Origin of the sequence: Paraplanobispora takensis (assembly GCF_016863195.1) — a bacterium.
Taxonomy (GTDB): Bacteria; Actinomycetota; Actinomycetes; order Streptosporangiales; family Streptosporangiaceae; genus Planobispora; species Planobispora takensis.
The window spans coordinates 112,858-136,031 of the sequence record NZ_BOOK01000034.1 but is presented as its reverse complement, the minus strand read 5'-3'; the positions used below and the strand labels follow the sequence as shown (position 1 = coordinate 136,031).

The window sequence follows — 23,174 nt, the reverse complement described above, 5'->3', positions numbered from 1 at the left end:
CCGGGGGCAGGAAGCAGGATCAGACCGCGGAGGCGATGGTGGCTGAGCCGATCACGGTGTCGCCGAGATAGAGCACCGCCGCCTGGCCCGCCGCCACGCCGGTGGCCGGGCCGTCGAGCGTGATGTGCAGGGCGTCGCCGGACGGCTGGGCGCGGCAGCCGTACACCTCGCCGTGCGCGCGGAGCTGGACCGTGCAGGCCAGGGGCTCGCGCGGGGCGTCCACCGGGCCGTTCCAGACCGGCCGCTCCGCCACGATGGCCGTGACCTCCAGGGCCGAGCGCGGGCCGACCGTGACCGTGTTGGAGACCGGCTCGATGGACAGCACGTAACGCGGCCGGCCGTCGGGGGCCGGGCGGTCGATGCGCAGGCCTTTGCGCTGGCCGACGGTGAAGCCGTACGCGCCCTCGTGACTGCCGACGACCTCGCCGGACTCGTCGACGATCGGGCCCTCGGCCGCGCCGAGGCGCTCGGCCAGGAAGCCGCGGGTGTCGCCGTCGGCGATGAAGCAGATGTCGTGGCTGTCGGGCTTGTCGGCCACCATGAGCCCGCGCCGCGCCGCCTCCCGGCGGACCTCGGCCTTGGTCGAGTCGCCGAGCGGGAAGATCGCGTGGCCGAGCTGCTCGCGGGTGAGCACGCCGAGCACGTAGGACTGGTCCTTGGCCGCGTCCGGGCTGCGGTGCAGCACGCCGTCGACGATCCGGGCGTGGTGGCCGGTGGCCACGGCGTCGAAGCCGAGCGCGAGCGCCCGGTCGAGCACCGCCTCGAATTTGATCTTCTCGTTGCAGCGCAGGCAGGGGTTGGGGGTGCGCCCCGCGGCGTACTCGCTGACGAAGTCCTCGACCACGTCGCGATGGAAGCGTTCGGCCATGTCCCAGACGTAGAACGGGATGCCGATCACGTCGGCGGCCCGGCGGGCGTCCCTGGAGTCCTCGATCGTGCAGCACCCGCGGGCGCCGGTTCGGTAGGACTGCGGGTTGGCGGACAGCGCCAGGTGCACGCCCGTGACGTCATGGCCCGCCTCGGCGATGCGGGCGGCGGCCACGGCGGAATCGACGCCCCCGGACATGGCGGCAAGCACACGAAGACTCATAACCCTTCGAGGGTACCCGCGCCGGAGGACATGCCGCCGTACCGCACCCGCCGGTTGGCAGTGGTCTCGCCGTACTGGGAGAATCCGGAACCATGCGACTGTTCGGGCGCAAGAACGAGTCCGGCGCCGAGCCCGCCGACGGCATCGGCGAGTTCTGGGCGTGGTGGGCCGAGGCCAGGCCGGAGCTGGACGCGATGGTCGCCGCGGGAGAGGCCGAACGGCTGGCCGAGTGGATCGGTCCCGCGGTCCAGGTCGTCCACCCCTCCCTGGTCTGGGAGATCACCCCGGGGCTCGGCGCCGACCAGGCCTTGATCGTCACCGCCGCCGGCGATCCCGAGCTGCGCCCCACCGCGCACCGCTGGGCCGCCGCCGCGCCGCCGGCCGACGCGCTGTGGGAGTTCCACCCGTCCCGGCGGGCCAACCCGCACGCCATGGACCTCACCCTCGACGTCGGCGGCTACGAGTTCGCGCTGGACAAGCTCGTCCTGGGCCTGCGGGCCCCGCTCGGCAACCCCCGCGTCGACGTGGTCGCCCACCATCCGATCTTCAGCATCCTCGACGAGGAGACCCGGACCGAGGCCGCCCTGCTGGCCCTCGACTGGCTGCTCGGCGAGGACGACGTGGCCCGCTGGGTCGGCGACATCTCCGCCGTCCAGTTCGAGCCGATCGACGCCGTGCCCGCCGTCCACCTGCCCGGCGTGGTCGCCGACCTCGCCTCCGGCTTCCAGGAGGAGCAGTGGGCGCTGCTGGAGGGCGAGACCGCCTCCGGCGCCCGCCTGATCGCCACCGCGCGCTATCCGCTCCGCCCGGTCGACTATCCGCTGTTCGACCAGCACATCGCGATCACCCTGCCCTACCTGCACCGCGACGCCGACGGCCTGCCGGCCGGGCCGTCCCTGGATGCGCTGCGCGACTTCGAGGAGCGCCTGGCGGGCCGGATCAGCAGGCTGAACGGCACCGCCGTGCTGGCCGCCCACATGAGCGCCGAGGGCCAGCGGGTGCTGCACGTCTACGCCGACCCGGTGGGCGAGGCGGCCATCCACGCCAAGGAACTGATCATCACCTGGGAGGAGGGCCGGCCCCGCGTCGACGTCGTCGGCGACCCCGGCTGGACCGCCGTCGCCCCCTTCCTCAACTGACCCCGCCGGGTCAGAGGGGGTCTCGCCGGCGCCGTCCCTCGCGCAGGACGGAGATCGACAGGACGGCCGTCCCGAGGAGCACCTGGGCGGCCAGGAGGCCGCCGGGCGCGGCGGGCTGGAACAGCAGCGCCGCCGCCAGCGGGAGGCAGCCGAGCACCACCAGGTCGGCGCCCGTCAGCGCCCAGGCGATCACTCCCGTGGGCATCGCCCCCATCGGCGTGTCGATGACCGGCATCGCGTGGTCGACGGGCCGCCGCCGCGCCATCCGCAGCGCCCCGGCGGCCAGCGCGGGAGCGGCCGCCGCGCCCAGCGGCCACCACGGGCCCGCGGGAAGGGCGCCGGTCACCGTGAGCCCGGCCAGCACCGCGACCAGCCAGGCCCCGCCGAGCAGGCCCGGCAGCAGCGCCCGGGCGGCGAGGACCCGCCGGGGGTCGACGCCGAGCAGCCGCGCCAGCGCCGGGTTGTCGCCGTCCCTGCGCGCGCCCGAGGTGCCCGCCGCCGCGGCGGCGAGCCCGCCGACGAGCATGAGGCCGACGGTCAGCGAGACGCCGAGGAGACCGGGGGCGGCGTCGAGGCCCGGGACGGCGTCGAGGCCGGGGGCGGCGGCGGGTGCGGTCATCCCCTCCAGGACTCCCCCGCCGGTCCGCGCGACGAGCGCGGGCAGCGCGGCGGTCGCGGACAGTACGGCGAGCCGCCCGGGACGGCGTCCCAGCCGCCGCCAGTCCTGCCAGGCAAGCGCCATCGGGGCGGGCAGCGCGGGCCACCGCCGGGACCGCAGGGCCCGCCCCCGCCAGTGCGCGTCCTCCGCACTCCAGGTCAGGGAGCCGGGTTCCACGGCGACGGCGGCCCCGGCCGCGCGACCCCGCCCGGCGGAGGCGTCCAGCAGGGTCCGGGCCGGGATCCGCTCCAGCGCCCTCCAGGCCCGCCGTACCAGCAGACCGGCGAGTGCGGCGGCCGTCGCCGCGAGCACCGCGCCCGCGGCCGGCGGGGCGGAGGCCGCCGCGGTCAGGAGGCGGCGTCCGGCGCCGGATCCCAGCAGCGCGACGGCCACGGCCAGGGCCGCGGTCACGGCGATCGCGGGGCCCGCCCATGTGTTCCAGGTCTGCGACGCCTGCGCCAGCACGGCCGCGGCCATGCCCCCCGTGGCCGTCGCGACGCCGAGGAGCATCGCCGCGGCCAGCCGTACGCCCGTGTGGTCCGGGGTCCCCAGGACCGCGAGCAGTCCCACGCCGAGCACCATCCCGGCCACGGCGGAGACCGCGAGCAGGACGCCCGAGGGCCCCCGCAGCACGGCCCGGCGGTCCAGGGGCGAGATCAGGAGCCAGACCGCGTCGGCGGGCGGCAGCGTGACGGGACCGATCGCCCGGGCGGCGGCGAGGAAACCCGCACCGGCCAGCATGACCAGGGCGACCCCGGCACCCATCCGCGACGGGTCAGCCTGCCGGGTTATCGCGGCCAGGAGCGTGAAGGCGGGCTGGGACAACATCGCGGCGACCACCGCGAGCCCGAGGCCGGTCGAGTACAGATCCGTCCAGTTCCGCGGCCGCCGGCTCCGCGACCGGACGAAGCCCCTGATCTCCGCGACCGACCTCATGCCCTCTCCCTCCCGCACGACCTCAAGGCTTCCTCCCGGCAAACGATCAGAGAGCGTCCCGTGCTCCCGGACGGGCGGGGTGGGTTCACACGGTGCTCTCGGCGCGGCCGTCGGCCAGGGCGACCCGTCGGCTGCGGGCGGCCTCGGCGAGGCCGGGGTCGTGGGTGGCCATCACCACCGTGCCGCCCTGCGCCGCGTAGTCCGTCAGGATCGAGGCCAGCAGCCGCCGGAACTCCGCGTCGAGCCCCCGTTCGGGCTCGTCCAGCAGCAGCACCCGGCTCGGCCGCAGCAGGGTCATCGCCAGCATGAGGCGCTGCCGCTGGCCGGTCGACAGGGCCGGGGGAGCCGCGTCCGCCCGGGAGGCCAGGCCGAAGGACTCCAGTGCCTCTCCGACGTCCATCCGGGATCCGGTGTGGACCGCGGCCATCAGCTCCAGGTGCTCGCGGACGGTCAGCCCCGGGTACCAGGCGGGTTCGTCCGCCACCAGGGCGACGTCACGCCAGAACGCGGGTTCGTCGCGGGGCGGCCCGCCGAGGACGGCGATCTCTCCCGCGTCGGCCGTCCGGAGCCCGGCCAGGCAGCGCAGCAGCGTCGACTTGCCCACTCCGTTCGGCCCCGTCACGGCGACGATCTCGCCGTGCCCGACCTCGACGTCCACCCCCTGGAGCACGGGATTGCCGCCGAGTGTGACCTCGACCCCACGGGCCACGATGATCGCTTCGCTCACCGTTCGACCCTAGCCAGCGTCCATGTCCCGCGTGCGCCGCGATTCGCAGGCGTCCGGAACCCTGATCCCCGACCTCTCAGGAGACGCCCGCCCCTGCCGATGGCACGGGTGACCCACGCCCGACGCATCATCGTGCCCCGAACGGGCCTGCGCGGGCGTCATCGCTCACGGAGGAGCGCTTTCATGAACACGTCTCATCCGGTGCCGCCCGGCTCGACCGCCCGCCGGCGCCGCATCGTCTCCCTGCTCGCGGCGGTGACGCTGACATCCGGAGCGCTGGCCGCCACCGCCGCGCCCGCCCAGGCCCTCACCACCTGCGCCCCCGGCCTCCTGGGCCCGGCGGTCGACCACCCCGTCGGGATCACTCCGAACCGCACGATAACCACCGACCTCAACGAGGACGGCCACGCCGATCTCATCGTGTCCCCGGGCGGGACCTCCACCTCCCTGCAGGTGCTGCTCGGCGTCGGCGACGGCGGCTTCCAGGCGCCCGCGACCGTCACCGTCCCGGAGTACATCGGCTCCCCCGCCGTGGGCGACTTCGACAGCGACGACCACGTCGACCTGGTGGTGACGAACTACAACGACCCCAGCTTCTCGGTCCTGCCCGGCAACGGCGACGGCACCTTCCGCGCGGCCGTGACCACCTCCACGGTCGAAACCGTCTACTCGGCCGTCTCGGGCGACTTCGACGGCGACGGCGCAGACGACCTGGCGACGACGAACTCCAGCGGCTCGGTCCACGTGCTGCTCGGTGACGGCGACGGCACCTTCCAGCCGCCGGTGGACACCGGCGCCGGAGCGGCCATGAGTGAGATCGTCGTGAGGGACTTCGACTCCGACGGCCACACCGACCTGGCGGTGACCGGCTCCTTCATGAACGTCAACTCCGTCGAGGTCCTGCTCGGCGACGGCGACGGCACCTTCCAGCCGACCGCCTTCTACCCGGGCGGGACGAACCTGTGGGGCTTCGTCGGCGCCGACTTCAACGCTGACGGCACCCCCGACCTGGCGACCCTCGACGCGACTACCAACAGCGTCGTCGTGCTGATCGGCGAGGGCGACGGCACCTTCCGCACGCCCGTCCCCTACGCCGTGAGCTCGAACGCCAACGGCCTGGCGGCCGGCGACATCGACGGCAACGGCTCCGCCGACCTGATCGTGAGGGAGTCGGGCGTCGTCGACGCGTTCTCGGTGCTGGCGGCCAAGGGCGACGGCACCTTCCAGACGCCCGTCGGCTTCGATCCCGGCAGGGCCAACCTGACGTGGGCCGGGACCGGTGACTTCAACGGTGACGGCGGCGCCGACGTGGTGGTGCTGGGCGACGGGAACGGCGTCTCGGTGATGCTGACCTCCTGCACGACCGTCCCCGACCCGACGCCGCCCGCTCCTCCGGCCCCCACCACGCCCAAGCCGGCTCCCAAGCCGCCGGTCAAGAAGCCGGTGGTGAAGAAGCCGGCGGTCGCGCCCAAGCCGAAGCCGCCGGTCAAGCCCAAGCAGCCCAAGAACGCGCCGAAGCCGAAGCAGGTGCAGAAGAAGGTCAAGCAGGTCAAGCTGAAGTGGGGCAAGGGCGCCTCGTGACCCGGTGAAGCCTCGTGACCCGGTGAAGGCGGTGGGCCCCGGGGCCCACCGCCTTCCGTGTGTACGGCCCGGGCGGTCAGGTCAGGCCGGCGCGGCGGGCCCGCTCCACCACCAGGCCGATGACGTCGGCGACGCGGTCGACGTCGGCCTCGGTGGAGGTGTGGCCCAGGGAGAAGCGCAGGGAGCCGCGGGCCCGGACGCCGTCGGCGCCCATGGCGATCAGGACGTGGGAGGGCTGGGCCACCCCGGCCGAGCAGGCGGATCCGGTGGAGCACTCCACGCCCTTGGCGTCCAGCAGCATGAGCAGGGCGTCGCCCTCGCAGCCGGGGAAGGAGAAGTGCGCGTTACCGGGGAGCCGGTCGACCGGGTCGCCGTTGAGGATCACATCGGGTACGGCCTGCCGTACCCGGCGGATCAGGTCGTCGCGGAGCCCGGACAGCCGGGCCGCCGTCTCAGCCTGGCGGGCCACGGCGATCTGCACCGCCGCGGCGAGCCCGGCGACCGAGGGGGCGTCGAGCGTGCCCGAGCGCACGTCGCGCTCCTGGCCGCCGCCGTGCAGCACCGGCACCGGGTCGACGCCCCTGGCCAGCAGCAGCGCGCCGACGCCCAGCGGGCCGCCGACCTTGTGACCGGAGATCGTCAGGGCGTCCACCCCGGCTCCGGCGAAGTCCACCGGGAGCTGGCCGACCGCCTGGACCGCGTCGGTGTGGAACGGGATGCCGTGGTCGTGGGCGATCGCGGCGAGCACGTGGACCGGCTGGACGGTGCCGACCTCGTTGTTGGCCCACATCACGCTCACCAGGGCGACGCTGTCGGGATCGCGCTCGATGGCCTCGCGCAGGGCCTGCGGATGCACCCGGCCGAGCTCGTCGACGTCGAGCAGCTCGACGGTCGCGCCCTGCCGGTCGCCCAGCCAGTGCGCGGGGTCGAGCGCGGCGTGGTGCTCGACCGAGCTGATCAGGATGCGGGTAGCCCCCTTGGCCCGCCGGGCCCAGTAGAGGCCTTTGACGGCGAGGTTGTCGGCCTCGGTGCCGCCGGAGGTGAACACTACCTCGCTGGGCCGGGCGCCGAGCGCGTCGGCGACGCTCTCGCGCGACTCCTCCACGACCTGGCGGGTCCGGCGACCGGCCGTGTGCAGCGACGAGGCGTTGCCGACCCGGCCCAGGTGGGCGGTCATCGCCTCGACGGCCTCGGGAAGCATCGGCGTGGTCGCCGCATGATCGAGATAGGCGGGCTCCACGGCCGCACTCCCCTCCGCAACTGATTTTCAGCCTTCCAAGCGTATCCGTGCCCGGGTGAAGCCCCGTCCCCCGCGTTGACCACTAAACCGTCCAGCCGGTACAGTAAAGTCATGAGACGCGAGGGACTGCTGGACGCGGCCGAGGAGCTGCTGTCGGACCAGGGCTCCTCCGCACTCACCCTGGCGGCCGTCGCCGAGCGCGCCGGCTGCAGCAAAGGCGGCCTGCTCTACCACTTCAGCAGCAAGGAAGCCTTGATCAAAGGCATGGTCGAGCGGCTGATCGAGGAGTTCGACGAGCTGGTCGCCGCCCAGGGGCACGACACCTACACCAAGAACTATCTGGCAGCCACCTTCGCCGCCGTGCGCAGCGGCAGGATCCGGCGCTGGGCGGTGGTCACCGGAGCCTCCGGCAACCCCTATCTGCTCGCGCCGCTGCGCGAGGCGATGGCCCGCTGGCACCGCGAGGGCCTCGACGGGGAGCCCGACCCTGCCGCCGCACAGATCGTGCGCCTGGCCTGCGAGGGGCTGTGGGACGTGGTCAGCCATGATCCCGGCCTCTATGACGACTCCCGTTACGCGGAGCTGGAAAGGCGCCTGCTGGACCTGCTGTCGGAATAGCGCCGCCCCGCGCCGCGACAGATCCGCCCCTCACCCGGCCCCGCCCGGGGTCACTGTCCGTACACGCTGGTGGTCGCTTCCGCATGCGCGGAAGCGACCGGCTTTTCTGTGCCCACCCCACGTCATTTGGAAACCTCCGCTGAAGGGATTACGTCATGACCCGCGATCTGAGGATTGCCCGTAATGGGGCAATCCTCACCTTTGTTCTCGGCGGACTCATGTGTGGATCGATGACCGTGCGCCTGCCCGCGCTGTCCGACGAACTCGGCCTGTCCGAGGCGTCGATCGGCGTCACCCTGCTCGTGTGGGGACTGGGCGCGCTGGTCACCATGCAGTCGATGCGCGGGGTGATGACGCGCTTCGGCAGCCGGAGCATCCTGCGGGTCGGCGCTCCCCTGTGCGCCGTCACCCTGGCCGTGGTCGCCTTCGCGCCGACGTTCCCGCTGCTGCTGGTCGCCGTGGGCCTGTTCGGCCTGGCGTTCGGCGCGCTGGACATCGCGATGAACGCCCAGGGCTCGACGGTCGAGCGCGCCCACGGCCGCCCGCTGATGAACGGCATGCACGCCGGCTGGTGCGCGGGCGCCATCTCCGCCGGGCTGCTCGGCACCGCGGCCATCGCGGCGGGACTGTCGGTCACGGCCCACCTGACCCTGATCGCCCTGCTCGCGCTGCCCGCGTCGGTCGCCCTGAGCCGTACCTACCTGCCCGACCCCGCCCCCGAGACGGCCTCGGAGAGCGGCACCCGCCGGCGGATGCCCGCGGTCGTCTACCTGCTGGGTGTGATCGCGTTCTGCGCGTTCATGGTCGAGGGCACCGTGGCCGACTGGAACGGTCTCTACCTGCGTGACGTGCTCGGCGCCCCCGAGGCCCTGGCCGCGGCCGGCTACCCGGTCTTCGAGGCGGGCATGCTGCTCGGCCGCCTGGCCGGCGACCGGATCCGGACCCGCTTCGGCCCCAGGATGATGATCGCCGCCTCCGGGCTGGCCACCGCCGCGACCTTCGCGGTGGTCATCACCTCCGCCTCGCCGGTGCTCGCCGTCGCGGCCATGCTGCTGGTGGGCCTGTCGGTGGCGACGGTCTCCCCGATCGCCATCTCCCTGGCCGGCGCCGCGACCGACAACCCCGGCCCGGCCATCGCCCAGACGGGCGCGCTGGGCTACGCCGGACTGCTTCTCGGCCCGGTCGTCATCGGCTTCCTGTCCGACCTGGCCTCGCTCAGGGCGGCGCTGGGCATCGCCGTCGCGCTCAGCCTGGTGATCGCGCTGACCGCCCGGTTCCTGCCCGGGCCCGGTACGGCCCGCACCGCCGGCGCCGCCGACCCGGAGCCCGAGCTCTCCATGGCCGCCTGAGAGACATGGCCGCCTGAGAGACGCGTGCCGGCGCCCGGGCGCACCCCGCCCGGACGTCCGGGTGAGAACGGCCCGGGAGACACGCGAGGACGGCGCGGGAGACACGTGAGAACGCGGAACGGCGCCGCACGGATCCGTGCGGCGCCGTCCTGTCGTTCGCACCCGGCGGGCCGGCCGTACCCGGTGGGCCCGCCGTACCCGGGGACGGGACTACTTGCGCTTGACGACCTCGTCGGTCAGCTGCGGGACGACCTGGTTGAGGTCGCCCACGACGCCGTAGTCGGCGAGCTCGAAGATCGGCGCCTCGGGGTCCTTGTTGATGGCGACGATCGTCTTGGCCGTCTGCATGCCGGCCCGGTGCTGGATGGCGCCGGAGATGCCGGCCGCGATGTACAGCTGCGGCGAGACGGTCTTGCCCGTCTGGCCGACCTGGAACTGGTGCGGGTACCAGCCGGCGTCGGTGGCGGCGCGGGAGGCGCCGACGGCCGCGCCGAGCGAGTCGGCCAGCTTCTCGATGATCGAGAAGTTCTCGGCCGAGCCCACGCCACGGCCGCCGGAGACCACGATCGCGGCCTCGGTGAGCTCGGGACGGGCGCCCTTCTCCTCCTTGACCCGGTCGACGACCTTGGCGGTCTTGGCGGCGTCGGAGACGGCCACGGTGACCTGCTCCTCGGCGCCGGCGCCGGCGGCGGCCTCGACCGGGGTGGCGTTCGGGCGGACCGCGAAGATCGGGGTGCCCTTGGTCACACGGGACTGGACGTTGACGCCGCCGCCGAAGATGGACTGGTCGGCGACCAGGCCCTCCCCGATGCCGACGGCGTCGGTCAGCACACCGGAGTCGATCTTGATGGCCAGCCGGCCGGCGATCTCCTTCGCCTCGGCCGTCGCGGCGACGAGCACCGCGGCCGGGGACGCGGAGGAGACGAGCTGGGCGAGCAGCTCGGCCTTGGGCGCGACCACGTAGTCGGCGATGTCGGCGGAGTCGGCGACGTAGATCTTCTCGGCGCCGTACTCGGCCAGCCGGGCCTTGGCCTCGGCGGAGTATCCCGGGCCGGCCCACACCGCCGACGGCGTGCCCAGCTTGCGGGCGAGCGTCAGCAGCTCCAGGGTGACCTTCTTGATCTGGCCTTCGACGTGCTCGACGAGAACGAGAACCTCGGACATCTCAGTTAACCCCCCGTCCTCAGACGAACTTCTTCGACGCGAGGAAGTCGGCGGCCTTCACGCCACCGTCGCCCTCGTCCTTGACGATCGTGCCGGCCGCGCGCGGCGGGGCGGCGGAGAAGTCGGCCACCTCGCTCCACGAGCTGGCCAGGCCCACCTGCGAGGTGTCGATCTCGGCGTCGGCGACGCCCAGCTTCTCGACCGGCTTCTTCTTGGCCGCCATGATGCCCTTGAAGGAGGGGTAGCGCGGCTCGTTGATCTTCTCGACCACGGAGACGACGGCGGGCAGCGAGGCCTCGACCTTGTCGTAGCCGTAGTCGGTGACACGCTGGATCGCGATGGCCGAGCCGTTGACCTCCACCTTGTTGGCGAAGGTGAGCTGCGGCACGTTCAGGCGCTCGGCCAGCATCGCGGCGAGGACGCCGGTGCGGGCGTCGGTGGACTCCGAACCGAGCACGACCAGGTCGAACCCGATCTTCCTCAGGGTCTGCGCCAGGGCGTAGGAGGTGCCCAGGGCGTCGGAGCCGTGCAGGGCGTCGTCCACCAGGTGGACGGCCTTGTCGGCACCCATGGCCAGGGCCTTGCGGATGGTGTCGCTGGCCTTGTCGGGACCCATGGTGAGGACGGTCACCTCACCGCCGTGGGCTTCCTTGAGCCGCAGCGCCTCTTCGACCGCGTACTCGTCGAGCTCGTTGACGACGCCGTCGGCGGCGTCGCGGTCGAGCGTCTTGTCATCGGACCTCAGCTTGCGCTCGGTCGCCGTGTCGGGGACCTGCTTCACGCAGACGACGATGTTCATGGCCGGTGGCCGACCTCCCGTGTTCGCGTGCGCCACCGCGGGAAGCGGCTGACGCCGGATGCTCGGTACGCGCACGCGGGGCACGTGCGCGTGATGCCAAGACTGCCAGGTGCCCGAGGGCTGTGACAGCGGGTGGCCCGGCCGGATCGTGCCCGTCCTGGTCCCCCGCGTTCATGTTACCCATCGGTAGCTTAGGCGCAAACCGCCGGTCCGGCGTGTACGCCGACCGCCGACCCGGCAGGCCCCACCCCACCATACCGAACTATGTTCCGGAGCCTGCGGGCGGTGTCCCGCTTTCCGGCGCCGGCCCCCCTCAGCTGCCCAGGAGGATGACGATCATAACGATGACGACGGTCGCCAGCGCCAGCCCGAGGGTGAGCGGGCTGAAGAACGCCGCCAGGGCGGCCCACAGCGCCACGGAGCCGCCGATGGCGGCCAGGTCCACGACCAGCCGGGGACGGTCCTGACGGGCGAACAGGGCCACGCCCCCGTCGATGACCATGACGGCGCCGTACACCGACAGCAGCAGCAGCGACACCTCCGGCAGCGGGCTCTTGGCCGCCGCGGCCGCCAGCGACACGAGCAGGCCGGTGCCGACCACCCAGCGCCGGTGGATCACCGCGCGGCGGCGCTCGCGCGCCCGCTCCGGCGAGGAGGAGCCGCGCGCGTGGCGCCCCGGGCGCCACTCCCTGGTGGTGACGCCGTGCAGGCCCCCGGCGGCCCGGCGGGCGGTCCCCCCGGCGGCGTCCCCGCCGCCCGCGTAGGCCGGGCGCGGCTGCGGCGCCGGAGTCCGCACGACCGGGTTCACCGGGTTCGCGGCACCGAGCCGGGCCAGCAGCATGCCGGCCGGCGGGCGGGCGGCCGGGTCGCGCGACAGGCACTCGCGCAGCAGCGGCTCCACCCACAGCGGGACGCCCTCCAGGTCGGGCTCGTGGTGGACGACCCGGTAGCCGACCGCGGAGGCGGGGCCGGTGCCGTACGGGTGCCGGCCGGTGGCGGCGTAGGCCAGCGTGGCCGCGAAGGAGAAGATGTCGGCCTCCGGGCCGCTCTCCCCTCCTTCGAGGATCTCCGGGGCCAGATAGCCCGGCGTGCCCAGCACCACGCCCGACGTGGTCACCGTGGCCGAGTCGTGCAGGCACGCGATGCCGAAGTCGATCACGACCGGCCCGTCGTCGGTCATGATGACGTTGCCGGGCTTCAGGTCGCGGTGCGTCACTCCGGCGGCGTGGACCGCGGCCAGGGCCTCGGCCAGGCCGCGCCCCAGCCGTACGAGGTCGTCGCCCTTGACGGGCCCCTCGCCGGCGACCACCGCGTCCAGCGGGCGGCCCTGCACGTAGCGGGTGGCCAGGTAGGGACGCCCGCCGCTCAGCGAGGCGTCGAGGATCTCGGCGACGTGCGGATCCTGGACCCGCCGCATGGCCTCCACCTCGCGGGCCAGACGGGTCAGGGCCGCCTCGTCGGCGGCGACGTGCGGGTGCAGGATCTTGACGGCTATCGTGCGTCCCTCGGTGTCCAGTGCGAGGTGGACCTCACCGAAGCCTCCCGCCCCCAGCGGCGAGAGCAGGCGGTACGGGCCAAGACAATCACCGTCCGGCGCTCCCATGCGACTCCCTCCGGCCTGTCCCCTTCATCGTGCCCCAGACGGGGCCCCCTCGCACGGAGAGATTGCGGGAAGGCACCCATCCCCGGACACGGAACACACACCGGTCGCTTCCGCTCTTCCCATCCCATGCCGGAACTTGAGCCGAGCTTGATGTGAATCGCGGAGAATCGCCGGACATGTCGTGATGAGCCCGGCGCCGCCACCCCTCCGGCCGGCGCCGGAGGGAGGTCACTTCCAGAAGGTCAGGAACCCGAGACCGAGCTGGTTGAGCAGGTCGTCCACCAGGCCGCCGATGAGGTCCGTCACACCCATCGCGCTCTCGTTGGCCTGTTCCCGCCACTGCGTGGTCAGCCGGTCCACCACCTCGGAGGGCGGCTCCCAGGGCGCGAAGGACGGGAACATGCTCAGGGCGGCCATCACCGAGAAGAAGGCGATCGTGCCCAGCAGGATCGTGGTGACCATGGCGGCGCCGGGGCTGCGGATGGCCCCGGTCAGCACGCGGGAGACGGCCTTGCGCGGCTTGCCGCCGCCGGGCAGCACGAACAGCCCGGCCACGAAGGCACCCGCCGCGTAGGCGGCGGCCCGGTCGGTGCCCATGTTGCCGATGTAGACCAGGGCGCCCCACACGCACATGCCGAACATGGCGGCCAGCGGGCCGGTGATCAGCGTCGCGACCCCGGCCTTGATCAGCGCCCACGGTGTGCCGACCAGCGCGATCAGCGGGTCGGAGGCGCTGTTGCCCCGCACCGACCGGCGCTGGGCCAGATCGCCGAAGAGGTATTCGCCCACGCGCAGGCAGAGCACCGCCACCAGCGCGGACACGCTCACCACGACGGGCAGGACGCAGGCCAGCGCGACCACGATCGTCAGCAGCAGCGCGGCGGCCAGCGGGTGACCGGTGCGGTACGGCGGGCGCTCCTGCCGGGGGGCCGGCGGCGGGGTGTAGGGCCGGGGCGCGGCGGGCGGCGGCGCGTACGGCCGGGCCGGGCCGGTCGGCTGCGGCGCCGGGCCCGCGACGCGCTGGTCGGGGTAGGGCGGCGGCGCGAACCCGGCCTGCCGGGCGCCGGGCGGGGCCGGGACGTACGGCGGCGGGGTGGCCGGGGTGTGGGGCGGCGGGCCCTGCGGCTCGCGGGACCTGCGCTCGCGCCGCTCCGGCCTGCCGTACTCGACCGGCGGGAGGAGGTCGGCGTAGTCGTCGTGGCGGGGCAGCGGACGCGCGCCGTTCGCCTGCCCGCCGGGGGGAGCCTGCCCGTTCGGCGGGACCTGCCCGTTCGCCTGGTCGCCCAGGATCCGGGTGCCGGGGGGCGGGGCCTGGTCGTTCAGCACCCGCGTGCCGCCGGGCGGGGGCGGCGGGAAGCCGCCGTCGAGGACCTTGGTGCCGGGGTCCAGCACGGCGGTCTCCGGGGCCTGCTCGTGCAGGGCCGTGACCGAGGGGTCGAGGTCGCGCGCCATGCGCAGCAGTTCCTGCGCGCCGGGCCGGACCGCGGGGTCGACGTTCAGCGCCCGCCGGAGCCAGCCGCGCAGCCAGACGGGGGCCTGGTCGATGTTGGCCCGGCCCTCCATGATGTTGAAGCAGACGACCTCGAAGCTCCCCGTGCCGAACGGGGGCCTGCCGGTCGCGCCGAAGAAGACGGTGGAGGCCAGCGCGTGCACGTCGGCCGCCTGGGTGATCTCGGAGTCCCGGATGATCTCGGGGGCGAGATAGCCGGGCGTGCCGACGAACATGCCGGTCTGGGTCAGGCGCGTGGCGTTCACCAGGTGCGCGATGCCGAAGTCGATGACCAGGGGGTCGCCGTCGACGAGCATCACGTTGGCCGGCTTGAGGTCGCGGTGGATCACGTCGGCGGCGTGGATGGCCACCAGCGCGGCGCACATGCCCCGGGCCAGCCTGATGATCTGGTCGGCGGGCAGGGGACCGTCCGCCATGACGGTCTCCTCCAGCGTGCGGCCGGGGGCGAAACGGGTCACGATGTACGGCTGCGCGCCGGTCAGCTGGGCGTCCAGCACCTCGGCGACGTGCGGGCTGCGCACCCGCCGCATGGTCTCCACCTCGCGGGTGAGCCGGTCGCGGGCCTTGAGGTCGGCTGCGACATGCGGGTGCAGGACCTTGACCGCCACCTCGCGGCCGTCCTCGTCGAGTCCCAGGTGGACGGCTCCCATGCCGCCCTCGCCGATCTTTCTGAGCAGCCGGTACGGCCCCAGCCTCTCGGGCGCTCGCGTGTCCCCCGTCGTCATCGCGTGGCCTGCTTTCGTAGTTCCTTCAGCTCGGTCACCACCCTCTCCACGTCGACAGGCGCCCATATGGCCTCCCGCGCGTCCTCGCCCACGGTGCCGACGGCCGGGACGACCATCAGCGCGGCCACCACGCCCAGCGCCGCGGCGGTCGCCATGGCCGCGTTCCTGGAAGGCAGCAGTGATGCCAGCGTACGTCGCATCTGCCGCCCTGGGCCCTCCACGCCGGGTCCGGCGCAGATCGTCCACAGCGCAACAGCCGCCCCCCAGGCGAGCGCGTTCTCGATGGGCATGCCGGTGACCAGCACCGCGAGCAGCAGCGTCACCGGCAGACCCAGGATGAGCGCGTACGGCACCAGCGCGACGGTGATGCCGACCGACTTCAGCAGCGCGCCCGGCTGGCCGAAGACCCGGAACACGTCGGCGGCCGCGGCGCCCACCGGCCGGCGGCCGTTGAGCCGCGGCTGGGCGATGTCGGCGGCGCGCAGCAGGATCGCGACCGGGATCGCCACGGCGGTGACGATCACCGGGGCGACGACGGCCGCGACCGTCATGATGACCAGCAGCATGATGCTCGCCACGTCGTAGGCCCTGGAACGCTTCAGCGCGTGACCGGGCCGCTGGCCCGGGTGGAACTGGCCGGAGGACACGTGGTGGGCCGGTCCCTGCTGGTGGGCCGGGGCCTGCGGGTGCGCGTACGGGTAGGGCGGCGGCGTGACCGGCTGGTGCGGGCGCTGCGCCTGCTCGTAGGGCGGGTGCTGCGGATAGGGCGGCGGCGTGACGGGCTGGTGCCCGTGCTGCTGCGGGTGTCCCTGCCCATGGGAGGGCGCGTGCGGCTGGGCGGGCGCCTGCTGGGACCCGCCGTGGTTGCGCAGGTATTCCGGCAGCTCGTGGGGGCGCACCCGCTGGGTGGGGATGTCGCCGTCCCCCACCGGGGCGGTGGCGGGCTGCCGGCCGGCCGTCTCGGACCCCTGACGGCCCGGCTGGGGGGCCTGCGCGGACTGGCCGGGTTGCCCGGACTGCCCGGTCCTGGCGGACGTCTCACGGCCCGGCACCCGGCCGGTGGGGACGTCCTCCGGCTCCAGCATCCCGGTGGGCAGGTCGTAGGAGGCCTGCTGGGCCGCGGCGGCCTGGCGCAGCTCCTCCGGCGTCACCCGGCGGGTCGGCCAGGGGTCGGCCGACTGCTCGTCGAGCAGCGAGACGTATTCGCGCGGCTGTTCCGCGGCGGCCGGCGGCCAGGGCGTGGGCGCGGCGGTGCCCGGGCGCGAGGCGACCGGCGTCTGCACCTCTCCCGGGTCGGGGGGCAGCAGCGAGCCCGTGACGGGACCCGCGGTCCCGGCCGCCGCGGCGGCGGCCACGCCGGGGGCGCCCGGCCCCGTGGGCGCGGCGGTGCCGGGGGAGGCCTGGCTCTGGTGACCGGCCGTCCCGCCGCGGCCGGGCGTCTCCCCGTGGGTGCCGGTCCCGCCCCGGCGCGAGTCGTCGAAGCGCGGGACCGTGGTGATCTCGTCGGGCACGCGGGGCCGGTTCCCCAGGCCGGGCGGCGGCATCAGCCGGGCCACCTGGACGGCCAGCTCGGCGGCCGAGGGCCGTTTGGCGGGGTCGCGCTGGAGGGCGGCGCGCAGGATCGGCTGGAGCTCCTGGGGCGCCCCGGACACGTTGGCCTTGCCCGCGGTGATGTTGTAGAAGATCATCTCCAGCGTGCCCTTGCCGAAGGGCGGCTCGCCGGTGGCCGCGAAGACCAGGGTGCCCGCCCAGGCGTGCACGTCCACCTCGGGTCCCGCCTCGTGCCCCTCGATGATCTCCGGGGCGAGATAGCCGGGCGTCCCGATGAACATGCCGGTCTGCGTCAGCCGGGTGGCGTCCACGGCCTGCGCGATGCCGAAGTCGATGAGGACGGGCTGGCCGTCCAGGATGAGCACGTTGCCGGGCTTGAGGTCGCGGTGGATCACCCCGACCGAGTGCACGGAGGCCAGCGCCGAGGCGACCCCGTGGGCGACCTTGAGCAGAGCGGGCAGGTCCAGCGGACCGTCCTGCTTGACGACCTCGTCCAGCGGCTGGCCGGGGACGTACCGGGTGACGATGTAGGGCCGGTGGCCGGTCACGTCGGCGTCGAGGACCTCGGCGATGTATTCGCTGCGCACCCGGCGCATGGTCTCGACCTCGCGCGAGAGCCTGCGCCGGGCGACGTCGTCGCCCGCCACCTCACCGCGCAGCACCTTCACCGCGACCTGTCGCCCCTGTGGGTCGACGGCGAGATGGACCACGCCCATGCCGCCCTCACCGAGCCGCCGCAGCAGTCGGTATGGGCCCAGTCGGTCGTCCTGATTCATGGCATGAAGCACCATACCGGCTTAAACCCCGCTTACGAGATGAACCATCAGGTCACATTCCCCGTCTGAATAACGTCTGCTATGCCTCAACGGTTTCCCAACCCGGGGTGACACGCAATCTCATTTCGGCGTCAGTTTGCCAGGCGCAGTACCTGCGCGATCTCCAGATCGGCCAGCGTCGCACCCGGGAGCGCCAGCTTCGAGTGACGAACGCCACTGCCGATCACGACACCCGGATGGGCCGCCACCGCCTCGTCGACCAGGACCGGCCACCCCTCGGGCAGTCCCAGCGGGGTGATCCCGCCGTACTCCATCCCGGTCAGGCGGACCGCCTCCTCCTGCGGGGCGAACGAGGCCTTCCTGGCCTCCAGGTGCCGCCGGACCACGCCGTTGACGTCGGCCCGCGTCGTGGCCAGCACCATGCACGCCGCGTAGCGGACCTCCCCGCCGCGCCTGGCCGCCACGATCACGCAGTTGGCCGACTCGTCCATGCGCACGCCGTAGCGCTCGCAGAAGGCGGCGGTGTCCGCCAGCGCCGGGTCGATCTCCGCCACCCGGATCCCGGCGCCCCCGCCGGCGAGCCCCTTGACCGCCCGCGCCACCGGCTCCGCCAGCAGGTCGGGCCGCTGCCCGGCCTCGGCCCACTCCAGCGTCCCGATCGACATCTCCGCCTCCTCGGCTGGTCCGTTCCGGACAAACCCTACGACGAGGCACCGACAGGAGACGGGCCCGCCTACGACGAGGGCCCCGACAGGACGCGCCGGTGGAGGTCGGTGACGGCCTTCCTGGCCGACTCCATCGCCCCGGCCTGCCAGGCCACCAGATGGGTGAGCCAGTCACCGGCGAAGTAGACCCGGCCGGCCGGGCGCTGCAGCAGGGCGAAGCCGCCGTCGTGGGACTCCCAGCGGACCCAGCCGCCCTCGACGTGCGGATGCCGGTGCCAGGCGATGGACAGGCTGGAGCGCAGCCCCGTCCGGTACTTCTCACCGTGGATCTTCTTGCCCTGGGTGAGCGCGCGGCGCAGGCGGTCGCGGGGGGACATGCTCCCGTAGAGCTCGGCGTTCTCCTCGGTGTTGTAGTAGCCGACGATCAGGCCGCTCCCGGCGTGGTAACCGTGGGACGGGTACCAGATGTGGGTGATGTCCAGGTCGGTCTCGGTGACGCCGCCGTAGATGCGGTCCTCCAGCTCCCACCAGCGCCGGCCGTACTCCAGGCCGATCTTCCCCGCGGCGACCGGGGCGGGGGTGCGCAGGGCCGCGGTGACCTCGGCGCCCAGGTTGTGCGGCAGGCGGGCCATCAGGTGCGGCGGGAGGGCGGCGACGCAGTAGTCGGCGCGCACGACGCCTCCCCTGTGCGTCACCTCCACCCCGTCGGCCAGGTTCCGCAGCCCGGTCACCGGCGTGCCGGTCTTGATCCGCTCCTCGCCGACCGCGCGGACCAGGGCGGTCACGATCGCGTCCATCCCGCCGACCGGCTGGAACATGGGCATGGCCTGGTCGAACCCGAAGTCCATGGTGACGGCGCGCCCCGTCCCGGCGGCGAGCACCTCCGCCAGCGAGGACGGCCCGGCCAGCGCGAGTCCCTCGGAGGTCCCGGGCGGGACCCGGTAGCCGCGGCGCTCGGAGCCCCGGTAGGCCAGGTCGGGGCCGATGTCGCCGAAGCGGCGCAGGAACTCCAGCAGCCGCTCGCGGTCCTCGGCGCTCAGCCGCCGGTCCAGCGCGCCGGCGTGGGTGGCCTTGGCCAGCAGCTCGGAGACGTAGCCGTACAGGTCGGCGCGGGCGGTGCGGGCGCGGACCGGGGCGGGCATGCCGCGCGTGTAGACGTAGGCCGCGGCGTTGTTGTTGACGAAGACCTCGACCGGCACGCCCAGCTCGCGGCAGTAGTCCATGGTGACCATCCACGGCGCGATCCGCCCGGCCCCGGCGTTGAAGTAGGTGCCCTCCTCGAAGCCCGCCGTCTGAGCCCGCCCGTCCAGGTCCCGCAGCGCGTCCCCGCCGCGCAGGGTGAGGTTCCTGCCGCCGACCCGGTCGGACGCCTCCAGGACGGTGCAGTCGTATCCGGCCTTGCCCAGCTCGTAGGCGCAGGTCAGACCGGCGATCCCGGCGCCGAGGACCACGACCTTGGCCGCGCCCCGGCCGCGCAGGGCGAAGTCCGACCGCTGCGGCGGGGTGAAGGCCTTCTCCTGGGAGTCGGGGGCCAGTCCCAGCGCGCCCATGGCCGCGTACATCGCCCCGGCGCCTCCGGCCGCGCCGACGCCGACGAGCAGCGCTCGCCGCGTCATCGTGCCGGGAGATGAGCTGCTCATCGTCAGCCGTAGACGCCGCTGCCGCAGGCGACCTGCCCGCCGATCATGGCGAAGATGCCGAACAGGGACATGATCTGGCCGAAGTCGTCGGTGGTGAACTCCGTGTGGCGCGGACCGGCGGAGCGCACGCCCGGGATGATCGCGCATCCGGCGGCGATCGCGGTGGAGTTCCACTCGACGCCCAGCGTGTACGGCGCGCGCGGCGTGTACGGGCGGAAGTCGGCCAGGCGGCCCAGCGCGCGGGCGGTGGCCTCGCGGATGCGGGCGTGGGCGACCGACGGCGGCAGCAGCTCGGCGGAGAACTTGTCGACGCCGTTCTTGACCGCGACGGTCTCGACGTCGCCGAGCAGCTCGCGGGCCTCCTCGCAGACGGCCTCGTCACCGGTCACCAGGGCGACCGGCACGCCGAGCGTCCCGGCGAACGCCGCGACCAGGCGGGTCTCCCCGCAGATCTCGCCGTTGAGATAGACGTTCTGGATCTCCTTGCCCATCCAGGTGTGGTTGAGCACGCCGTGCCGGACCCCGGCCCGCGCGTGGTAGCCGGCGAAGCAGGCGGCGGCGTAGGTCTCGTCGAGCCCCTGTCCCATCCGCAGCGGCTTGCCGGGCCCCCGCACCAGGGTGGCCCTCTCGTCGAGCAGGTCGATCCTGAGGTTCTTGGTCGAGCCGTGGGCGTCGTTGACCCGCACGGCCTCGGCCCCGGCCTCGAAGGCGCCCTGGACGACCGCGTTGGCGTCGGCGGTCATCAGCTCGCAGCCGCGTTCGTAGCCCCGGCCCCCGGCGTGCATCTCCTCCGGGTCGGTCAGCCCGGTGACGCCCTCCATGTCCACCGACACGTACACCTTCACGACGCCACCCCTGTGATCCCCGCCCTCGGGATCGTTCTCATGTCGTCCCCCAGGTCTCGACGCGGCGTGCCTCATCCTCGCTCATGAAACCGATCTCGGTGGCCATGAAGTCGTGGATCGGCTTGCGCCACGGCTCGGGGACCTCCTCCACCGCCGGCGGGTAGCACCGCTCCAGCCAGGCGGTCGAGGCCTCGGTGGCCCCCAGGAACGCGGCCGCCTTGGCGAAGACGGTCTCCTCGATGCCCGGCACCCGCGCGCAGCCGTACTCGATCATCTCCTGCCCGCCGTACGGCGGAGGCTGCTGCCACTTGCGGGCGACCCCGCGGTCCAGGGTGATCGAGGTGCGCAGCGGGCGGCGTTCGACGGCGGCGTGGATGAGCTCCTTGTACAGGCACTTGCCGCACGTCCCGCAGGGGCCGTCGGTCCCGCGCAGGCACCAGCGGACCTGCTCGCGCACGGGGGAGCCGAGCGCCAGGCGCATGGTGACCGCCTCGCTGACCCCGCCGACCGGGAGCACGATGTGCAGACCGGCCGCGGCGAAGGCCTGTCCCCAGGCGCCGTGCTGGGACCACATCAGGTTGTCGGGGGTGTGGCGGTGCAGGTAGCGCCCGCCGCCCAGCCAGCGCGAGCCCAGCTCGTAGCCGAAGGCCAGGGCGCCCAGGTCGAGCTCGCCGGCCATCAGCAGCGCCCCCGCCGCGACCGCGTGGTGCTCGGGATAGCCGGGGCGGGGCTCGGCGAGGGTGAACTCCAGGTCGGAGCGGACGACGGTGAGCTCCCTGCCGGTCTGCTCCGCCAGCCCGGCCAGCACGTCGGCGCGGTAGTGCGTCCAGCGGTTGGGCACGCGCGGGTGCGGGACCCGCTGGAAGTGCACGAACGGCGCGTCGGGCAGGATCGCCGCCACCGCGGCGGAGTCGGCCCCGCCGCTGTAGGAGATCGCCAGCCTGCTCCCCGAGCGCGGGGAGCCGCCGACCGGCCCGGCCTGGATCCCCCAGCCCGTCTCGATCGCGTCGGCGAACTCGGGCGAGACCGGCCGGTCGAAGACGATCCGCCGCCGGGTCCAGGGGGCGACGACGGTCCAGGCGGCCAGGGCGAGCAGGTCGGGGTGCATCTCGCGCGGCGCGCGCGGAAGCTCCACCCGCATGGAGTTCGTGGCCAGCTTCAGCGCCTGGCCGTCGGAGCACAGGCCGGTGATGGAGTCCTCGGCGTCCAGCCGGAAGGCGAGGTGCCAGACGCCTCCGTCGGACTCCCAGGCGACCCTCACGCCGGCCCCCCGGAGAATCCCGCCCGGCCCGGACCCGTCGCCGCGGGCGCGTCCCCGGCCTCCAGGGTCCCCTCCGCCTCGGCGCGCGCCCGGTCGACGGCCTGCCAGAGCAGCACCTCGTTCTGCAGCGTCCGGTCCATCGCGGTCGCGGTCTCCAGGGCCAGGCGGTGGGCGTCGTCCCACCGCCGGGTCTGCTCCCGGCTCACCGTGACCCCGGACGTCCGGCCGCGCAGCCGCTCGACCTCGGCCCGCAGCCGCTCGCCCTCGGCGCGGAGCGCGGCGACCTCGCCGCTCAGCTCCCGCACCTTCCCCAGGACCTCGGCGAGGTCCCGGCGGTGGTCGGGCCTCAAGACGTACCGGGCGTCGAGCCGGCCGCGGACCGCCCGTCGCAGGCGCGCCGGGACCAGAGCACGCTTCAGTAACCGCACCATAATCTGGCACGATACCGGTAAACCATGATCTACCAGGACAGATCAGCGGCCGGTGAACTTCGCCTGTGACTTCTCCGCGAAGGCGCGCATGCCGGTCTTGGCGTCGTCGGTGGCGAACAGCCCCGAGAACTGCAGGCGCTCGATCTCCAGGCCGGTGTCCAGATCGGCCTCCAGGCCGTGGTCGACCGCCCGCTTGGCGGCGCGCAGGGCCAGCGACGGGCCGCCGACGAACCTCGCGGCGTAGGCGAGGGCCTCGCTGTAGACGTCGGCGTCGGGCACCACCCGGTCCACCAGCCCGATCTGCAGCGCCTCGGCCGCGCCGACGTGCCGGCCGGTGAAGATCAGGTCCTTGGCCCTGGCGGGGCCGACCAGCCGGGGCAGGCGCTGGGTTCCGCCGGCCCCGGGGATGATCCCCAGCAGGATCTCCGGCTGGCCCAGCTTGGCCGACTCCCCGGCGATCCGGATGTCGGCGCACAGGGCCAGCTCGCACCCGCCGCCGAGGGCGTATCCGGTGATCGCCGCGATGACCGGCTTGCCGATCTCCGCCACGGCGGTGAAGCAGTCCTGGAGCGTGGAGGAGTGCGCCGACATCTCCGCGTAGGACATCTCGGCCATCTCCTTGATGTCGGCGCCCGCGGCGAAGACCCGCTCGCCGCCGTAGACCACCACGGCGTGCACGGCCGGGTCGGCGTCCACCTGCCGGGCGCACTCGCCGATCTCCCGCTGGACCCGGCCGTTGAGCGCGTTCATCTTCGGCCGGTCGAGCCTGATCGTCGCCACTCCGTCGGCGGTCTCGACTCGCACGAACTCACCCATGGCCGTCCTTCCAGCGCGGGCGCCCGAGGGCGCCGAGAAACCCGGGAACT

General features: G+C 73.8%; 19 protein-coding genes. 4 read left to right on the top strand and 15 right to left on the bottom strand.

The window, feature by feature from the left end; translation table 11 throughout:
* Positions 1-19: 19 nt before the first annotated feature.
* Complete coding sequence (mnmA, locus tag Pta02_RS23435; RefSeq protein WP_203877061.1) at positions 20-1,090, bottom strand: tRNA 2-thiouridine(34) synthase MnmA; 1,071 nt, start codon at positions 1,088-1,090, stop codon at positions 20-22.
* A gap of 92 nt (positions 1,091-1,182) precedes the next feature.
* Here mnmA and Pta02_RS23430 point away from each other — a divergent pair, with 92 nt between their 5' ends.
* The gene (locus Pta02_RS23430; RefSeq protein WP_203877060.1) at positions 1,183-2,229 is read left to right on the top strand and encodes a DUF695 domain-containing protein; all 1,047 of its coding nucleotides are present in this window, start codon (positions 1,183-1,185) and stop codon (positions 2,227-2,229) included.
* Between the two features lie 10 nt (positions 2,230-2,239).
* Here Pta02_RS23430 and Pta02_RS23425 read toward each other — a convergent pair whose 3' ends face one another.
* Positions 2,240-3,823, bottom strand: a complete 1,584-nt coding sequence (locus Pta02_RS23425; protein ID WP_203877059.1) for a DUF6297 family protein — start codon at positions 3,821-3,823, stop codon at positions 2,240-2,242.
* Positions 3,824-3,908: 85 nt separating this feature from the next.
* The gene (ccmA, locus tag Pta02_RS23420) at positions 3,909-4,550 is read right to left on the bottom strand and encodes a heme ABC exporter ATP-binding protein CcmA (protein ID WP_203877058.1); all 642 of its coding nucleotides are present in this window, start codon (positions 4,548-4,550) and stop codon (positions 3,909-3,911) included.
* A gap of 183 nt (positions 4,551-4,733) precedes the next feature.
* Between ccmA and Pta02_RS23415 the strand changes: the two genes are divergently transcribed.
* Positions 4,734-6,131, top strand: coding sequence for an FG-GAP repeat domain-containing protein (locus Pta02_RS23415; RefSeq protein WP_203877057.1), 1,398 nt, complete (start codon positions 4,734-4,736; stop codon positions 6,129-6,131).
* A 76-nt stretch (positions 6,132-6,207) separates the two neighbouring features.
* Here the strand turns inward: Pta02_RS23415 and Pta02_RS23410 are convergent, their stop codons facing one another.
* Positions 6,208-7,371 (bottom strand): cysteine desulfurase family protein, encoded by a 1,164-nt coding sequence (locus Pta02_RS23410; protein WP_203877056.1) that lies wholly within the window; start codon positions 7,369-7,371, stop codon positions 6,208-6,210.
* Positions 7,372-7,482: 111 nt separating this feature from the next.
* On the opposite strand from Pta02_RS23410, the gene Pta02_RS23405 reads away from it, so the two are divergent.
* Positions 7,483-7,989: a TetR/AcrR family transcriptional regulator gene (locus tag Pta02_RS23405; protein ID WP_203877055.1), complete on the top strand. Its 507-nt coding sequence runs from the start codon at positions 7,483-7,485 to the stop codon at positions 7,987-7,989.
* Positions 7,990-8,144: 155 nt separating this feature from the next.
* On the top strand, positions 8,145-9,338 hold the full coding sequence (locus tag Pta02_RS23400) for an MFS transporter (protein WP_203877054.1): 1,194 nt from the start codon (positions 8,145-8,147) through the stop codon (positions 9,336-9,338).
* A gap of 210 nt (positions 9,339-9,548) precedes the next feature.
* Here the strand turns inward: Pta02_RS23400 and Pta02_RS23395 are convergent, their stop codons facing one another.
* The 11 genes from Pta02_RS23395 to Pta02_RS23345 all read right to left on the bottom strand — a co-directional run bounded on the left by Pta02_RS23395 (position 9,549) and on the right by Pta02_RS23345 (position 23,124).
* The gene (locus tag Pta02_RS23395) at positions 9,549-10,502 is read right to left on the bottom strand and encodes an electron transfer flavoprotein subunit alpha/FixB family protein (RefSeq protein WP_203877053.1); all 954 of its coding nucleotides are present in this window, start codon (positions 10,500-10,502) and stop codon (positions 9,549-9,551) included.
* Between the two features lie 19 nt (positions 10,503-10,521).
* Positions 10,522-11,301 (bottom strand): electron transfer flavoprotein subunit beta/FixA family protein, encoded by a 780-nt coding sequence (locus tag Pta02_RS23390; RefSeq protein ID WP_203877052.1) that lies wholly within the window; start codon positions 11,299-11,301, stop codon positions 10,522-10,524.
* 313 nt (positions 11,302-11,614) lie between these two features.
* Positions 11,615-12,904 (bottom strand): serine/threonine-protein kinase, encoded by a 1,290-nt coding sequence (locus Pta02_RS23385; protein WP_203877051.1) that lies wholly within the window; start codon positions 12,902-12,904, stop codon positions 11,615-11,617.
* Between the two features lie 228 nt (positions 12,905-13,132).
* Positions 13,133-15,139 carry a serine/threonine-protein kinase gene (locus Pta02_RS23380; RefSeq protein ID WP_203877050.1) on the bottom strand — a complete coding sequence of 669 codons (2,007 nt, stop codon included), beginning with the start codon at positions 15,137-15,139 and terminating at the stop codon, positions 13,133-13,135.
* The gene (locus tag Pta02_RS23375; protein WP_203877049.1) at positions 15,136-17,466 is read right to left on the bottom strand and encodes a serine/threonine-protein kinase; all 2,331 of its coding nucleotides are present in this window, start codon (positions 17,464-17,466) and stop codon (positions 15,136-15,138) included. Before Pta02_RS23375 ends, Pta02_RS23380 begins: the two co-directional genes overlap by 4 nt.
* A 131-nt stretch (positions 17,467-17,597) precedes the next feature.
* Entirely contained in the window at positions 17,598-18,131 is a 534-nt protein-coding gene (locus Pta02_RS23370; RefSeq protein WP_203877048.1) for a YbaK/EbsC family protein, read from the bottom strand.
* Positions 18,132-18,199: 68 nt separating this feature from the next.
* Entirely contained in the window at positions 18,200-19,771 is a 1,572-nt protein-coding gene (locus tag Pta02_RS23365) for a flavin monoamine oxidase family protein (protein ID WP_203877047.1), read from the bottom strand.
* A 2-nt stretch (positions 19,772-19,773) separates the two neighbouring features.
* A complete protein-coding gene (locus Pta02_RS23360) occupies positions 19,774-20,616 on the bottom strand; it encodes a M55 family metallopeptidase (RefSeq protein ID WP_203877046.1) in 843 nt (280 codons plus the stop codon).
* A gap of 37 nt (positions 20,617-20,653) precedes the next feature.
* Positions 20,654-21,877, bottom strand: a complete 1,224-nt coding sequence (locus Pta02_RS23355) for a DUF6395 domain-containing protein (protein ID WP_203877045.1) — start codon at positions 21,875-21,877, stop codon at positions 20,654-20,656.
* A complete protein-coding gene (locus tag Pta02_RS23350; protein WP_203877044.1) occupies positions 21,874-22,308 on the bottom strand; it encodes a hypothetical protein in 435 nt (144 codons plus the stop codon). The genes Pta02_RS23355 and Pta02_RS23350 overlap by 4 nt, the downstream gene beginning before the upstream one ends.
* A 42-nt stretch (positions 22,309-22,350) precedes the next feature.
* Positions 22,351-23,124 carry an enoyl-CoA hydratase/isomerase family protein gene (locus Pta02_RS23345; RefSeq protein ID WP_203877043.1) on the bottom strand — a complete coding sequence of 258 codons (774 nt, stop codon included), beginning with the start codon at positions 23,122-23,124 and terminating at the stop codon, positions 22,351-22,353.
* Positions 23,125-23,174: the final 50 nt, after the last annotated feature.

Bases quoted from the DNA above. Each gene is read 5' to 3' on its own strand.
- Pta02_RS23430 (WP_203877060.1), top strand. From the start codon at position 1,183: ATGCGACTGTTCGGGCGCAAGAACGAGTCCGGCGCCGAGCCCGCCGAC.
- Pta02_RS23415 (WP_203877057.1), top strand. From the start codon at position 4,734: ATGAACACGTCTCATCCGGTGCCGCCCGGCTCGACCGCCCGCCGGCGC.
- Pta02_RS23365 (WP_203877047.1), bottom strand. From the start codon at position 19,771: ATGAGCAGCTCATCTCCCGGCACGATGACGCGGCGAGCGCTGCTCGTC.
- Pta02_RS23385 (WP_203877051.1), bottom strand. From the start codon at position 12,904: ATGGGAGCGCCGGACGGTGATTGTCTTGGCCCGTACCGCCTGCTCTCG.
- Pta02_RS23405 (WP_203877055.1), top strand. From the start codon at position 7,483: ATGAGACGCGAGGGACTGCTGGACGCGGCCGAGGAGCTGCTGTCGGAC.
- Pta02_RS23380 (WP_203877050.1), bottom strand. From the start codon at position 15,139: ATGACGACGGGGGACACGCGAGCGCCCGAGAGGCTGGGGCCGTACCGG.
- Pta02_RS23375 (WP_203877049.1), bottom strand. From the start codon at position 17,466: ATGAATCAGGACGACCGACTGGGCCCATACCGACTGCTGCGGCGGCTC.
- Pta02_RS23370 (WP_203877048.1), bottom strand. From the start codon at position 18,131: ATGTCGATCGGGACGCTGGAGTGGGCCGAGGCCGGGCAGCGGCCCGAC.
- Pta02_RS23400 (WP_203877054.1), top strand. From the start codon at position 8,145: ATGACCCGCGATCTGAGGATTGCCCGTAATGGGGCAATCCTCACCTTT.
- Pta02_RS23345 (WP_203877043.1), bottom strand. From the start codon at position 23,124: ATGGGTGAGTTCGTGCGAGTCGAGACCGCCGACGGAGTGGCGACGATC.
- Pta02_RS23350 (WP_203877044.1), bottom strand. From the start codon at position 22,308: ATGGTGCGGTTACTGAAGCGTGCTCTGGTCCCGGCGCGCCTGCGACGG.
- Pta02_RS23390 (WP_203877052.1), bottom strand. From the start codon at position 11,301: ATGAACATCGTCGTCTGCGTGAAGCAGGTCCCCGACACGGCGACCGAG.
- Pta02_RS23395 (WP_203877053.1), bottom strand. From the start codon at position 10,502: ATGTCCGAGGTTCTCGTTCTCGTCGAGCACGTCGAAGGCCAGATCAAG.
- mnmA (WP_203877061.1), bottom strand. From the start codon at position 1,090: ATGAGTCTTCGTGTGCTTGCCGCCATGTCCGGGGGCGTCGATTCCGCC.
- Pta02_RS23425 (WP_203877059.1), bottom strand. From the start codon at position 3,823: ATGAGGTCGGTCGCGGAGATCAGGGGCTTCGTCCGGTCGCGGAGCCGG.